The 14,166-nt window shown below is 62.1% G+C and carries 16 protein-coding genes; 4 read left to right on the top strand and 12 right to left on the bottom strand.

The genetic code is table 11. The features are described 5' to 3' along the window. Positions 1–76: 76 nt before the first annotated feature. The 6 genes from DKB71_RS01455 to DKB71_RS01430 form a co-directional block, all read right to left on the bottom strand. The gene (locus DKB71_RS01455) at positions 77–712 is read right to left on the bottom strand and encodes an NADH:ubiquinone oxidoreductase subunit N (RefSeq protein WP_408599439.1); all 636 of its coding nucleotides are present in this window, start codon (positions 710–712) and stop codon (positions 77–79) included. Positions 713–804: 92 nt separating this feature from the next. Then, positions 805–2,253, bottom strand: coding sequence for an efflux transporter outer membrane subunit (locus DKB71_RS01450; protein ID WP_408599438.1), 1,449 nt, complete (start codon positions 2,251–2,253; stop codon positions 805–807). Beyond that, entirely contained in the window at positions 2,250–3,137 is an 888-nt protein-coding gene (locus DKB71_RS01445) for an efflux RND transporter periplasmic adaptor subunit (protein WP_408599437.1), read from the bottom strand. The genes DKB71_RS01450 and DKB71_RS01445 overlap by 4 nt, the downstream gene beginning before the upstream one ends. Continuing rightward, a complete protein-coding gene (locus DKB71_RS01440) occupies positions 3,134–3,343 on the bottom strand; it encodes a DUF1656 domain-containing protein (protein ID WP_093227920.1) in 210 nt (69 codons plus the stop codon). The genes DKB71_RS01445 and DKB71_RS01440 overlap by 4 nt, the downstream gene beginning before the upstream one ends. Then, positions 3,340–5,412 (bottom strand): FUSC family protein, encoded by a 2,073-nt coding sequence (locus DKB71_RS01435; RefSeq protein ID WP_408599436.1) that lies wholly within the window; start codon positions 5,410–5,412, stop codon positions 3,340–3,342. Before DKB71_RS01435 ends, DKB71_RS01440 begins: the two co-directional genes overlap by 4 nt. Beyond that, complete coding sequence (locus DKB71_RS01430) at positions 5,409–5,837, bottom strand: MarR family winged helix-turn-helix transcriptional regulator (RefSeq protein ID WP_274075021.1); 429 nt, start codon at positions 5,835–5,837, stop codon at positions 5,409–5,411. Before DKB71_RS01430 ends, DKB71_RS01435 begins: the two co-directional genes overlap by 4 nt. 198 nt (positions 5,838–6,035) lie before the next feature. Between DKB71_RS01430 and DKB71_RS01425 the strand changes: the two genes are divergently transcribed. After that, the gene (locus DKB71_RS01425; protein WP_323626496.1) at positions 6,036–6,314 is read left to right on the top strand and encodes an antitoxin of toxin-antitoxin stability system; all 279 of its coding nucleotides are present in this window, start codon (positions 6,036–6,038) and stop codon (positions 6,312–6,314) included. Further along, complete coding sequence (locus tag DKB71_RS01420) at positions 6,311–6,592, top strand: type II toxin-antitoxin system RelE/ParE family toxin (protein ID WP_408599435.1); 282 nt, start codon at positions 6,311–6,313, stop codon at positions 6,590–6,592. Before DKB71_RS01425 ends, DKB71_RS01420 begins: the two co-directional genes overlap by 4 nt. A gap of 4 nt (positions 6,593–6,596) precedes the next feature. Here DKB71_RS01420 and DKB71_RS01415 read toward each other — a convergent pair whose 3' ends face one another. Continuing rightward, entirely contained in the window at positions 6,597–6,842 is a 246-nt protein-coding gene (locus DKB71_RS01415; protein WP_274075020.1) for a DUF2789 domain-containing protein, read from the bottom strand. 130 nt (positions 6,843–6,972) lie between these two features. Beyond that, positions 6,973–7,434 carry an aminoacyl-tRNA deacylase gene (locus tag DKB71_RS01410; RefSeq protein WP_408599434.1) on the bottom strand — a complete coding sequence of 154 codons (462 nt, stop codon included), beginning with the start codon at positions 7,432–7,434 and terminating at the stop codon, positions 6,973–6,975. A 196-nt stretch (positions 7,435–7,630) separates the two neighbouring features. Between DKB71_RS01410 and DKB71_RS01405 the strand changes: the two genes are divergently transcribed. Together DKB71_RS01405 and DKB71_RS01400 are read left to right on the top strand one after the other, a co-directional pair. Further along, positions 7,631–8,164 (top strand): NfeD family protein, encoded by a 534-nt coding sequence (locus DKB71_RS01405; RefSeq protein ID WP_408599433.1) that lies wholly within the window; start codon positions 7,631–7,633, stop codon positions 8,162–8,164. A gap of 2 nt (positions 8,165–8,166) precedes the next feature. Then, the gene (locus DKB71_RS01400) at positions 8,167–8,925 is read left to right on the top strand and encodes a slipin family protein (protein ID WP_033042424.1); all 759 of its coding nucleotides are present in this window, start codon (positions 8,167–8,169) and stop codon (positions 8,923–8,925) included. A 1-nt stretch (position 8,926) separates the two neighbouring features. On the opposite strand, the gene DKB71_RS01395 is transcribed toward DKB71_RS01400, so the two are convergent. From DKB71_RS01395 to DKB71_RS01380, 4 genes are all read right to left on the bottom strand, one after another. Then, the gene (locus DKB71_RS01395) at positions 8,927–10,420 is read right to left on the bottom strand and encodes an efflux transporter outer membrane subunit (protein WP_408599432.1); all 1,494 of its coding nucleotides are present in this window, start codon (positions 10,418–10,420) and stop codon (positions 8,927–8,929) included. After that, a complete protein-coding gene (locus DKB71_RS01390; RefSeq protein ID WP_408599431.1) occupies positions 10,417–11,481 on the bottom strand; it encodes an HlyD family secretion protein in 1,065 nt (354 codons plus the stop codon). Before DKB71_RS01390 ends, DKB71_RS01395 begins: the two co-directional genes overlap by 4 nt. A 26-nt stretch (positions 11,482–11,507) precedes the next feature. Next, entirely contained in the window at positions 11,508–13,043 is a 1,536-nt protein-coding gene (locus DKB71_RS01385) for an MFS transporter (RefSeq protein WP_408599430.1), read from the bottom strand. Positions 13,044–13,238: 195 nt separating this feature from the next. Beyond that, positions 13,239–14,162, bottom strand: coding sequence for a LysR family transcriptional regulator (locus DKB71_RS01380; RefSeq protein ID WP_408599429.1), 924 nt, complete (start codon positions 14,160–14,162; stop codon positions 13,239–13,241). Positions 14,163–14,166 lie beyond the last annotated feature (4 nt).

The following is a 14,166-nucleotide window of genomic DNA, read 5'->3' as shown; positions in this document are numbered from 1 at the left end:
CCAGCTCCTACAAGGATCACTTAATACCTGTAGGAGCTGGCTTGCCAGCGAAGGCGTCTGTCCCGCCAACACTGAATCAGGAATACTGCACTTCAATCTCATCAAGCTGATGATCAAAGGTTTTCAACCGCGCCGTCCATGTATAGATCAGCACCTCGAAATCCCGATTGATCACCGCCCCACCCGTCACTTCCTCGCGCGGGTCGCAGAAGTCCAGTTGATAGCGCTCGCGGGCCATGGCCGTGGCGACGTCAGCCAGCTCGCGGGCATTATTGAGCCAATGGCGACCGTCGTCGGCCACTTGTTTGTCCAGCTCCAGGCATTGTTTTTTCAAGATCTCGAGGCTTTTTTCCAACGGCGTGCCCGTGAGCTCCCCCATCACTTCCTGGAAAGTCCTGCCAGGTTGCCAGTAGCTGCCCCAGAAATACCGATCGAACACTGATTCGACACGCCGTAGCGCCACCTTGGTGTCCCAGATCATCACCAGGGTCTTGCCTTGTTCAAGCTGTCTTTTCTTGACTCGTTGCCCCTGGACCGAGGCCCAGGCCACCACCGCGATGGACATTACGGCAATCAACAGTGCGGCGCTGTCGAGGAACGTCAGCGCCGTGTCGATCTGGTGGGCCAGCATGATGCCGTAGAAATAGGTGGCCGTGAGCAGCACCAACGCCACAACGGCGCACCAGAAGCCGAGAGCATAAGGGTTTTTCATTATTGGTTTCCCCATGACCTGCGCATGCCTTGTGCGAATCGAGGGCGCTTTGCACGAACGCCCTTTCGACACTTCAAAGCATAGCAACGGCCTCAGGGTTTGCCGGAGTTCGACGCTTGCGTTCGTCCGCTTTCCCAACCGCCGCCCAGGGCGAGGAACAAATCGATCTGGCTGATGGCCACCTGAGTGTTGGCGGCGGCCAGTTGCGCGGTGACGTCGGTGTAGGTGCGGGTCGCCTGCAGATCCGCCAGGAACGACGCACGGCCGGCCTGGAAGAAGCGATGGGTCTGGTCTGCGGCCAGCTTCGCCGACTGCTCGGCGTCCGCCAGGGCCTCACGGCGTTGCAGCAAGGCGGAGTACTGGGCCAGACCGGTCTGGGTTTCACGAATCGCGTTGAGCACCACGCCATCGAAGTGTGCAAGCGTGGCCTGGGTCACCGCCTCAGCCTCGCGAATGCGTGCCCGGGCGTCGTTGGTCGGCACGTTCCAGGTCAGCGACGGACCGAAACCCCAGCGGTTGGTGGACGGCTCGCCGAGGTTTTCCAGGATACCGACCGTGCCGATGGTCGCGCCGATGCGGATGTCCGGGTACAGCTCACCAGTAGCGATACCGATACCGGCGGTCGCGGCCGCCAGTCGACGTTCGGCCTGGCGGATGTCGGGGCGGCGCTTGAGCAGCGATGCACCATCACCCACCGGCAACAATTGCGCGATTTTTGGCAGTTCGGCGCAGCTGTCGGTGCCAGCCGGTAGTTGATCCAGCGGTTTGGCCAGCAGCATCGACAGGCGGAACAGCCCGGCCTGCCGCGCCGCTTCATAGCGCGGCATGTCGGCACGCAAGGATTTGAATTGGGTTTGCGAACGGGTGACCTGGGTTTCGTCACCACGCCCGGCATCGCGCAATCGCTGGATGAGTGTGGTGCTCTGGGCTTGCAGGTCGAGGGAATGCTGGGCGATTTCCCGTTCCTCGTTGGCCGCGCACACCTGGGTGTAGGCCCGGACCACATCGGCCACCAGGGTGATGCGCGCCGTATCGGCCGCCGCCTGGGTCGCATCGGCATTGGCCTTGGCCGCTTCGATGCCGCGCTGCAAGGTGCCGAACAGGTCGAATTGGTAGGACGCACTGATGCCGATATCGCCGATGTTGGCCACCGGCACCTTCTCCGGCAGCAGGAACGCTTCACCGGACTCCTGCAAGCGCTGGGCGCCCATTTTCACCCCACCGCTCCAGCCGCCCGCTGCTTCGGCCTGGTCGACCTGAGCGCGCGCCCGCAGCAGGCTGGCGGCCGCTACGCGCAGATCCGTGTTGGAGGCCAAGGCCTGCTGCACCAACTGGTCAAGCCGCGGGTCATGATACAGGCGCCACCAATCGCCAGGCACCGGCGCCGAAACCACCGGCTTGCCGTTCACCGCCAGTTCGCCCTGCAGGTCTTCACGATGGATGGCGGCTTCGTCCGGCAAGTGATAATCCGGACCGACCACCTGACACGCCGACAACAGCAAGCCTAATCCGGCGATCGCCAAACCCGAGGCCTTGCTCATAACGCGGGCTCCCGTTTCTGGTCGTCGATGATCGATACCGTGGCGGTGCGCCCGGCGATCATGCGGAAATCCTCAGGGACGTCATCGAACGCGATACGCACCGGAATCCGCTGGGCCAACCGCACCCAGCTGAAGGCCGGATTGACGTTGGGCAGCAGGTTGTTGCCACTGGTGCGGTCGCGATCTTCGATGCCGGCCACAATGCTTTCCACATGGCCGCGCAGCCGCGCGTTGTCGCCGATCACCCGGATGTCGACGCTTTGGCCGATGTGGATGCCGTTGAGCTTGGTTTCTTCGAAATAGCCGTCGATATGGAAAGAATTGCTATCCACCACCGACAACACCGGCCGCCCGGCACTGACGAATTCCTGGGTGCGCGGCGCGCGGTCGTTGACGTAGCCGTCTACGGGGCTGCGGATCACCGAGCGATCAAGGTTAAGTTGCGCGCTGTCGACGGCGACCTGGGCTTCCATCAACGCCACCTGGGCGCGGGCCACCCGCGACTGGCTTTCCTCCAGTTGCTCGCCCGGCACCAGATTGCCAAGCCCCCTGTTACGCTTGGCTTCGCGCTGGGCCTGGGCCAGGGTTTCCTCGCGATCGGCGACCGCCGCTTTCGCCTGGCGCAAGGCCAGTTTGAAGCGGTCCTGATCGATGCTGAACAGCACCTGGCCGCGCTTGACCAACTGGTTGTCGCGCACCTGCACTTGTTGGATCAGCCCCGACACATCCGGCGCGATCTGCACGATGTCGGCACGAATGTGTCCGTCGCGAGTCCAGGGCGCGAACATGTAGTACATCACCATGCGCCAGACCACGACCACGGCGAAGGTGACGATCAGCAGCGTCAGGACCACGCGGCCGAGGGTTAAAAACGGTTTTTTCATGTCATCAGGTATCGGCTGAGTGAGTCCACGGCGCCCAGCAGCAGGGCGTAGAGGGCCACGTTGAACAATGCCCGGTGCCAGACCAGACGGTAAAAGTGCAGGCGCGTCAGCACCCCGTGTACCAGCAGGTACACCACATAGGTAATGCCCATCAGCACCAGCAGCGTGGGCAGGAACACCCCACTGATATCCAGATCACCGATCATAAAGGCGCTCCATCGATGCCGTGGGGAAGCGGTTCTTCAGACTCGGCAGAACCAACGAATTCGACGCCGGGCAACAACGCCAGGCGCAAGCCGCTGAGGGCGTGCAGCAGGTGCAGGCGGGTTTGCTCATCCGGCGCGCTGGCCAAGGCTCGGCGGGTGCGGTCGAGGGTCATCAGTAACGGGCTCGGTGCCGGCAGGCGTTCACCGGCCTTGAGACAGGCCGTGAAGTATTCGCCAACCTCGGCCACCACCTGATGCAGCAACGCCTGCGGTGCACCCTGAACCCGCGGCGTGTAGGCCAGCAGGTCCAGCAGGTTCAGTGCCACCCTGACTTCGCGCAAGGCGATGCCGGTGTCCTGGCCGGTCACGGCCAGCCGCGGCAAATGTTGCATCAATCGATCCAGTACCTGCACGCCCAGGCGCCGGTGATCGGCCAGGCTGGCCGGCTCGGTGAGGCTGACAATGTCGCGCCAGGCGAAACGGGTCAGGCGCTTGGCCGCCAGCTCGGCCCCGAATGGCCGGGCGATCAGGGTCCAGACGAATGCAAACAGCAAGCCGACGGGGCCTGCCAGGTTGGAGTTGGCGAAGCTGAGGAAGTCCGCGTCGTACGCGCCCTGGATACTGATGAACGACGAGGTGTTGACCAACGTCAGCAGCATGCCCAGATAAAACTGTGGCTTGACCGTCAGGGTGCCGATGCAGATGAACGGCACGGCGAATGCCAGCACCAGCATCGGGAAGTCATGCAGGTTGGGCAGGACGAGAAACAGGTAGAGGCTGGCGAACACCACCGACATCGCCGTCCAGAAAAAGAACCGGTAGATCTGCGGTGCCGGGTCGTCCATCGAAGCAAAGAAGCTGCACGCCACGGCCGCCAGGATCACCGCCGCGCCGCCGTCGGTCCAGCCCAGCAGAATCCACAGCACCGAGGCGACAATGATCGCAACGACGGTGGAGGCGGCGGAATAGAGCATCAGGCCACGATCGAGGAAGGGGGTCAGGCGCCCCAGGCGCCAATGCCGATAGACCGCGCGCCAACTGTCCTGGCTTTCGCACTCGATCGCGTGTTGCAGGCTGCGGCAGTCCTGCCACAGATCGACCCATTCGCCGAGGCGATAAATGGCGTTGGAGAACAGCAGCTGCTTGCGATCATCCAGCACTTCGGCGCTGGGTTGCAGTGCTTCGAGCTGGTCTTTGAGGGCTTGCCAGCGCTCGATGTCAGCGTCCTGGTGCTCGAGCCATTCGGTGGCGGCGGCGAGCAAGGGCGCGAACTTGTCCACCAGCTCGGGGGTGCGTCTTTCCAGCGCGTAGAGTGCATCGTCGAGGGCATCGATCACCGGCAACAGGTGAATCATCCGCCCGCGCAACTCCTTGGTGTTGCGCACCGTTTGTGGCCGCGCGCCTTCGTGGGGCAACTGGCCGATCATCAGTTCAAGGGTATTGAACGTGGCCACCATCGAGCTGCGCAACGCGCTGACTTCCTCGGGCTGCACATTGCGGTCGAGAAAGCGCGCGCTGTAGATCGACGCGTCGGCAAACCATTTGCTCACCGAGTCGTTGAACACCGGGGCCAACCGTCGCGGCCAGAACATGGCGCCAACCACCGCGGCGACGGCGATGCCCAGGAAAATTTCCTCGGTGCGCGCTTCGGCCACGTCCCACACCGCCAACGGGTTATTCACCACCGGCAGGGCGATCAACGGCAAGGTGTAGCCGGCCAGCATCAAGGCGTAATTGTTGGCGGTGCGCAAATGCATGGACAGGAACAGCAGGGTCCCGGTCCACAGCGCGATGACCACCACCAGCACATAAGGGCTCTGCACGAACATCGGCACGAACAGGACAGCCGCAGCGGCACCCAGAAAAGTGCCGACCGCACGGTACAGTGCCTTGGAGCTGGTCGGCCCCACAAACGGGCTGGAAACGATATACACCGTGGCCATCGCCCAATAAGGACGCGGCATTTGCATGAGCAGGGCGATATACAGCGCGATCATCGAGGCCGCGAAGGTGCGTACGCCGTAGAACCAGTCCCGCGCTGGGGGGAAACCGGAAAAAAAGCCGTTCAAGGGTTGTCGTCCGATGGTTGCCCGGCCGCTTCAAAGGCCTTCAATACCCGTAGAGTGGCTTCCAGATCTCGCGGATCGATACCTTCGAGCACCTCATTGCGCAATCGAACCAGTTCGACCTCGACGGTTTGCACCAGAATGCGACCGCTATCGGTGAGGCTCAGGCATTTGGCGCGACGATCCTGGGCGTCTTCGGTGCGGCAGACGTAGCCGCCATGGCACAGCTGATCAAGCAATCGCACCAGGGACGGGCTTTCCATTCCCGCCGCCTGCGCCACTGTCACCTGCCGCACACCCTCCCCCAGGCGCCCGATCATCAGCAGCGGGACGGCACAGGCTTCAGAAATTCCATAGTTGGCCAGCGTGGCCTGGCAGATTTTGCGCCAATGCCGCGCGGCCACCACCATGGTGCTGCTGATGTTCATCTGGAGAGCGTCGAGGGAATTCGGCACGAGGGTCAATACACACTGTTAGTTTGCTAACTATCAATATGCCATTGGAGGGGATTTTCAGTCAAGTTTTGAAACAAATTGGTTGCCATCTGTCGTAGGACGGCCCAAATGGAGTCAGACAAAGTACTACTAACGTATATACTTTTTCATTACATATTTAAGGAGACAGCCATGTCAAAGCAAGCCGTTTTCACAATGAAGCTCGAATCGGAGTTGCGCGAACAATTCATGGCCGAAGCAGAGGCCGCTCATCGCCCTGCCTCGCAAATCGTTCGGGAAATGATGCGCCAGTTTGTTCAAACGCAACGAGACTCCCGTGAGTACGAAGCATTCCTGCAGCGCAAGGTGGACATCGCTCGTGTTTCGATGAGCAGAGGCGACGGCCTGACGAACGATGAAGTGGAAGCAGAATTCGCCTCCAGGCGTGGACGGGCAGCCATACAAGAATGAAAATAATCTGGACGCGAGAAGCAGCACAGGATCGTGCGGACATCTGGGATTACCTGCACACCGTTAACCCTAAAACAGCCATCGAAATGGATAACCGCTTCAGCGATGCGATGTCCCAACTAGCCCAATACCCGGAAAGCGGCCCCGCGGGAATCATTGCAGGCACTCGCGAGCTGATTCCACATCAGAGCTATCGCATCGTTTATGAGCAAGCGGTGAATGCAATCTGGATACTTGCCCTGGTTCACACATCTCGACAGTGGCCGCCAGAGAATTGAATCCCTATACCCCCCGCCCCTTTCTCAGCATCACATTCAACTGATCCACCACCTCCGCCCAATCGGCATCATCCAGGATTTCATTGCGCAACAGATCCGCCTGGCTCGGGCTCCAGAAAAAAGCATCCGCCAGGTGCAAGTCCGGTTTGAGCGGTGAGTGGGTGGCGATGAATTTGTCGATGTTCTCGGCGTCGTCGGGAAGGCCGAGTTGTTTGAACAGGGAGGGAAGGCTGTGGGTTGGGTTTTCCATGTCTGGCTCCTGGGTGGTTTAGGTGACCGCTGCGCGGTCAATCGCGAGCAAGCTCGCTCCTACAGGGGAACGCGTCACCTTGTAGGAGCGTGGCTTGCCCGCGAAGGCGATGTGACTGACTGCGCAAAATTCAATGACTCAACTCCCGCACCTCCGCATGCGGCACCATTTTCAGGAATTGCGGCATGTCCATATGCAACAGGTTGATGTGGTTGCCGGCTTCCAGATAGATGTCTTTCTGCCGGGTCAGCAGTGGGTCGATGACCACGTCCAGGCCATAGGCTTCGCCCAGGGCAGGCACGGCGCCGCGTTCGCAGTCGTCGAACAGGTGCGGCAGATTGCTTTCCCGGGACACCTGCCATTCACCGGTGCTGCGCACTTTGCTCAAGTCCAGGTGACGGCTGGCAGGCAGCAGGGCCATCAGGTAATGCCCGTGGTGGTCGTCGAGGATCACCGACTTGGCCATCCGTTCCGCGGGAATACCCGCGACCCGCGCGGTTTCGAGGCTGCTGGCCGAGTGTGGATGGGTGACGATGTCATATTCGCATTGAGCCTGGTCCAGGCTTCTCTGCACGGTTCTTGCCATACGCATGATGCACCTCGGAGTCCGCAATAACGCCTGGCGGACGATGGTTAACATTTTTGTACGTAGTAAAAGTCTAGGCCCGCCGGGGCAAACCAGCGGGAAATCCGCCCATCGGGCAGGTTTACAACTGGGCAAAATTCATACAATCAGTGCCTCAACTAGACTGTATACAGAACCACCTGCGACTCTCCCGGAGGGTCACGTGAACACTCGCTGTTGTGCCGTTGCATTGCTGTTGGCATTAAGCGGATCCGCCATCGCCGCGGACACCGCCGGACTGCCCGCTTCCAACCCCGCGGGGATCTGGCTGATCACCTTCGGTATCGCGTTCCTGATCGCCGAGGCGGCCCTGCCCAACTACGGCGTGATCGGTCTGGGCGGGATCGTGATGTTCGTGATCGGCGCGGTGATCCTGACCAATGCCGAATTGCCCGTGCCGTTGATGATCGGCCTGGGCCTGATCAGCGCACTGTTGCTGATATTCCTGCTGATCCGCGCCCTGAAGACCCGGCCGCGTCATACCGTCAGCGGCGATGCCGGACTGCTGGGCAGCGTTACCCCGGTGCTGGCATTGCAGGCCGGCGATGCCTGCCTGGGCTGGGTACATTTGCAGGGCGAACGTTGGCAGGTAGCGAGCACCCAGTCATTGCAGATCGGGCAAAAGGTCCGGGTGGTGGCGCGCAAGGGATTGTTGCTGGAAGTGGCCGCGGCTGACGCGGTAACGGTTGGAGGTTAGTCATGGGTCTGCAAATCGGTTTTGTCGCGCTGCTGCTACTGCTGATCGCACTGGCGGGGGCGACGTTCCGCATCCTGCGCGAGTACGAGCGCGGGGTGGTGTTCCAGCTCGGACGCTTCTGGCAGGTCAAGGGCCCCGGCCTGATCCTGCTGATTCCGGTGATCCAGCAAATGGTCCGCGTCGACTTGCGCACCATCGTCCTCGACGTCCCGCCGCAGGATGTGATCACCCGCGACAACGTCTCGGTCAAGGTCAACGCCGTGCTGTACTTCCGCGTGCTCGATCCGCAGAAGGCGATCATTCAGGTCGAAGATTTTCTCATGGCCACCAGCCAACTGGCGCAAACCACCTTGCGCGCGGTGCTCGGCAAACACGAACTTGATGAACTGCTGGCCGAGCGCGAACGGCTGAACATCGACATCCAGCAAGTCCTCGACGCCCAGACCGACGCCTGGGGCATCAAGGTGGCCAACGTCGAAATCAAGCACGTCGACCTCAACGAATCGATGATCCGCGCCATCGCCAGACAGGCAGAGGCGGAGCGCGAACGCCGGGCCAAAGTGATCCACGCTGAAGGCGAATTGCAGGCTTCGGAAAAACTCATGCAGGCCGCCGAAATGCTCGGCCGCCAGCCCGGCGCCATGCAGCTGCGCTACATGCAGACGCTGAGCTCGATCGCCGGGGACAAGAGCTCGACCATCGTCTTTCCGTTGCCGATCGAATTGCTCAAGGGCATGGCGGATCTGTCGGCCAAACCCTGACTCAGCGTTGCGCCGCCAGCGGATAAACCGATTCCCACCCGCCACCCAGCGCCTTGTACAACCCGACCGCCGCCAGCGAAACACCGGTGGAGCTCTCCACCCACTGCTCCTGAGTCGCCAGCAAGGCGCCTTGCACGGTGAGTACGTTGACGAAGTCCACCACGCCCTCGACGTATTGCCGTTGCGCGGTTTGCAGGGCGATCCGGTTCTGGCGCACCGCTTCGGCGAGGCTGTCGCGGCGCAGTTGGCTGGCGTTGAAGGCGCTCAATTGGTCGTCGATTTCATGCCAGGCGCGCAACACGGTTTGCTGGTAAGCGATGGCTGCTTCCTGTTGCTGGGCCTCGCGTAAATCCAGCACGCCGCGCAGACGGCCGCCGTCGAATAGCGGCAGGCTGAACTGCGGGCCGATGCCGAAGGTGCGTGAACCCCAGGAACCGAAATCGCTCAGTTGCATCGCTTGCGAACCGACACTGCCTGACAGAGTAATGCGCGGGTAGAAATCACCCTTGGCAACGCCGATGCTCGCGGTCGCGGCATGCAGGCGGGCTTCGGCCTGGCGGATATCCGGGCGGCGCTCGGCCAGTTGCGACGGCAGGCCGATGGCGACCTGGCGCGGGGTTTGCGGCACCGGCGCGTCGGCGGATAACTCGGCCGCCAGCGCTTGGGGCGGTTCGCCCATCAACAGGCTCAGGGCGTTGATCAGTTGGGCCTGGCGTTGCTCCAGTGCTGGCAGGCGCGATTCGATGGTCGCGACCTGGGCGGCCGCTTCGGCGACATCGAGGTCAGTTGCGACGCCGTCGGCCAGGCGCAGTTGCGACAGCTTCAGGCTATGGCGGGCGACGTCGAGGTTCTGTTCGTTGACGGCGCGGGTATTCTGCACACCGCGCAGTTGAATGTAGTCCTGGGCGGTTTCGGCCAGCAGCGACAACAGCACGCCGCGACGGTCGTTTTCCGCCACTTCCAGGGTGGCATCGGCGGCTTCGGTTTCGCGACGTACCCTGCCCCAGAAATCCAGCTCCCAGGAGGCGGAGAACCCCGCATCCCACAGGTTGAACGCGGAGTTGCCGTCATGTCCAGACGGGTCGCTCAGGCCTTCGCCGCTGTTGCGTTTACGGGCGTAACTGCCGCCGACGGCGCTGGTGGGATAACGATCGGCCGTCACCACCTGGCGCACCGCACGGCTTTGCTGCAAGCGGCTGCTGGCGAGCTTCAGGTCGAGGTTGTCGGTCAGGGCGCGCTGAGTGAGGGCCGAGAGTTTCGGATCGTTGAACACTTGCCACCAGCGTTCGTTCATCGTTTCGGCGGTGGCTTGGCTGGCGGCAACTTTTGATGGTTTCGACCAATCGGTGACTTGCTGCGCCTGTGGTTTTTGGAAGTCAGGGCCGACGGTGCAGGCTGAGAGACTGATCACGAGCAAGGCGCAAAAGGTAAGTCGAGACGGATGACCTCTTCGCGAGCAAGTCGAATCGTCGGCACATTCAACGAACATCTTCATCGCTGAACAACCTCATTAGCCTTGACGCTGGCCGTATCGATACTCGCCTCCACCGACATCCCCACCCGCAACTGCGCAGCCAGGGCCTGTCCCGGCTCCAGCACGATCTTCACCGGAATCCGCTGCACTACCTTGGTGAAGTTGCCAGTGGCGTTATCCGGTTTGACCGAAGCAAAAGTCACCCCGGTAGCCGGTGCGATGCTCTCGACCCGCCCGTTCAAGGTTGCGCCGCCAAAGGTGTCGACATGCACCTGCACGTCCTGCCCCGGTTGCACATTCGTCAGTTGGGTTTCCTGGAAATTGGCCACCACGTAGGCCTGCGCCAGCGGTACCACCGCGAGCAGTTTGCTGCCTGGCGTGACATAGGCGCCGACCCGCACCGCGCGCTCACCGACCATGCCGTCCTGCGGCGCGGTGATCCGTGTGTAAGACAGCTCGTAACTGGCGATTTCAAGCTTGGCCTGCGCCCGTTTCAAACCACCCTCCGCCCCATCACGTTGGGCGGTGAGTATGTCCACCTGCTTGCGCTCCGCCGCCAGCACCGCCGTGACATTGGTCAACCGGGCACCGGCCTGGTCGATCCGCGTGCGCGCTTGTTGAGCGTTCTGCACCGTGCCGGCCCCGACCCCGGCCAGGTGGTTGTAACGGTCCAGTTCATGTTGCGCGAAGGCCATTTCCGCCTTGGCGGACACCACCTGTGCCTGCGCCTGGGCGATCACCGAAGCCTGACGCTCAAGCGTCGCCCGGGCATTTTCCAGTTGTGCCTGGGCCATCACGGCTTCGGCGGCGGCCGCTTCGGCGGCGGCGCGCAGGTCGCGGTCATCGATCAGCGCCAGCAACTGCCCGGCCTTGACCTGTTGGTTGTCTTCCACCAGCACTTGCTTGATGAACCCGGCAACGCGGGGCACCACCAGCGTGTAGTCGGCCGAGACATAGGCATCATTGGTGCTCTGCTGCGTGCGCTGGCCGAACAGGCCGGGCGCCAGCAGATAAATCAGGACGCCCGTCGCGATCACGACGCAGACGCCAACGGCTACTTTTTGCTTGGATTGAGTCGTCATGAAAACCTTCTGTTTCAGTGATGCGTTCAAGTCGGCGCACGGGGCGGATAGATCCGCGTCGGCAGCCAGAAAATCAGCAGGATCAGCGCCACTGCGACGCCAGCCATGCACAGGTAAAGATCCGCGGCGGCCAGCACCACGGCCTGCTCATGCAGGCGGTGGGCAAGGCCCGGGGTGTCGCTGTCGACCAGGGGCGAATTACCGAGGCGGTCCACCAGCATGGTCGAGTGAAAGTGCAGGCGATGCGTGGTCAGGGTTTCCAGCACGCCGGTGGCGATCACCGCCGCCAGGCCTTTGACGGTGTTGAACCAGGACGACGCGAAGGGGCCGTCCATGGGACTGATGCTGCCGGTCGAGAGCATCAGCAATGGCAGCACCGACATCGGTTGGCCGAAGATCTGTAGCAGTTGCAGGGCATAGAATTCGTCGCGAATCCACACCGAGGTCAGCTGCGAACCGCCGATGCAGGACAACACCAGCATGCTCAGGCCGATCCCCAGCACCCAGCGGCAATCGACCCAGCGCAGGTTGCACAGCGCCGCCACCAACGGCAGCGCGATCAACTGCGGAAGCGCTGCCAACAGGGTGATGGGCGCGGTCTGCACCGGGCGATAACCCTGGACCTGCGCCAGATAGCTGGACGGAATGATCACCACCGCCAGCAACACCACCAGCACGCCGGCCAGGGTGATCAGGGCGAACGACAGGTTGCGGATGCCGAGCATCTGCAGTTTGAAAAACGGAATTGGCTGCGACCACTCGTTGATCAGAAACGCCACCAGCAACAGCGTACCGACCACCAGCAATCCGCAGATCAGGCTCGACTCGAACCAGTCCAGCCGATTGCCCTGCAGGAGGCCGATCACCAGCATGCAGATCGCCGGAAAACCCAGGAGCAGACCACGCCAGTTGAACTGCTTGAAGCGCTCCAGGCGCAGCGGGTCCTGGGGGATGCCATAGGCCACGGCAACCATGGCGATCAGGCACGGCGCGACGATCTGCCAAAAGGTCCACTGCCAGCCGACGTACTCGCTCCATAGCCCGGCCAGCGGCGTGCCCAGTCCGGGTCCGAAGGTGGCAGTGAGGGCATAACCGGCCAGTCCGTACAGCTTGACGTTGGCTGGCAGAAAACGCAGGGCGACGGTCATCAGCATCGGCGGCAGCGCGCCACCGGCAAGGCCTTGCAGCGTACGCAGGACCAACAGGCTTTCGTAGTTCGGCGCCAACGGGCACAACACGCCCAGCAGGGTGAAGGCACCGATGGCACACAGGGTGAAGCGCCGCAGCGAAAGCGTCACCGCGCACCACGGCGCGAAGGCCATGGCGGCTACCGAGGTCGCGGCGTAGCTGGCGACCAGCCAGGTGCCTTCGTCGTAACCAATGGCCAAGGCTCCACGGATGTCGGCCAGGGCTACCTTGGTCACCATTTCGTTCAAGCCCGACACCAGCACGGCGAGCAATACGCCCACCAGGCCGATGATGATCCGCGGACCAAAAACCTGTGGCGCGGCGGCCGTCGGGCTGGCCGCGGCGATAGGGGCCGTGACCGTGAGGGAAGTCATTACAGCGAGCTCCGGTATTTGAACATCGGAGCATTCTAAAAAGGTCGAGACCTGACGAAAACTGACTTATCGACAGGTTATAAGTGCGCTAGACGCAACGATAAATAACCTGTGGGAGCGGGCTTGCTCGCGAAGAGGGCGTGTCAGACAACAATGAAGTCGTCTGACCCACCGCTATCGCGAGCAAGCTCGCTCCTACAGGACCGGTTGCGCCGCCAGCCACGTCTCGTCACAGCAGGTTTTCAGGGTTTCGCGCAGCCAACGGTGAGCCGGGTCATTGTCGAAACGAGGATGCCAGGCCTGGTTGAGCACGATGGTGGGCAACGGGATTGGCAGGGTGAACGAGCGCAACTTCAGCCCCAGTCGACGGACGCTCAATAACGTCTCCCTGGGCACCGGCAGAATCAGGTCGGAATCGGGCAAGGCGAACATCGCCGCGTGGAAACTCGGGGCGATCACCGCTACCCGGCGCTCCAGGCCCAGGGCGTTGAGTGCCGCATCGATCGGCCCTCGAGCGATACCGCGGCGGGACATACTGATGTGGGGAAACCCTGCAAAACGCTCGGCAGTAATCTCCTCATCGAGCAATGGATGGTCCTCGCGCACCAGGCCGACAAACTGCGTGGAAAACAGGTTCTGCACCTTCACTTCCGGCATCAACGGCCGGTTGTTGCTGACGCTCAGATCGATGCGCCCCTCGCGCAAGGCCTCATCATCGCCATCGCCCTCTGGCGCAAAACGCAATTCGCAATGCGGGGCCTGACGCTCCACGGTATCGAACAGCTTGCCGCCGTAGATGCCGATGAAAAAGTCATTGGCGCGGATACTGAAGCGCCGCCGCAAACTGCCCAGATCCACCACCCTGGCCGAGTGGAACAACTGCGCGGCCTGCTCCACCACATCGCGCACCTGTTCGCGCAATTCCTGCGCCTTCGGCGTCGGCACCAGCCCCCGGCCGGCACGCACCAGTATCGGATCGCCAATGGCCTCGCGGATGCGCGTCAACGTACGACTCATGGCTGCGGGGCTGAGGTTCATCCGCCGCGCCGCGCCTACCACGCTGCCCTCGTCGAGAAGGGCGTCGAGGGCGACCAACAGGTTCATATCCGGTAGTTGCATGGCG

The sequence above is a fragment of the Pseudomonas sp. PLMAX genome (assembly GCF_046042685.1).
GTDB classification, from domain to species: domain Bacteria; phylum Pseudomonadota; class Gammaproteobacteria; order Pseudomonadales; family Pseudomonadaceae; genus Aquipseudomonas; species Aquipseudomonas putida_AE.
Note: the sequence above shows the minus strand (reverse complement) of the source record. Positions and strands in the feature narration are given on the sequence as shown.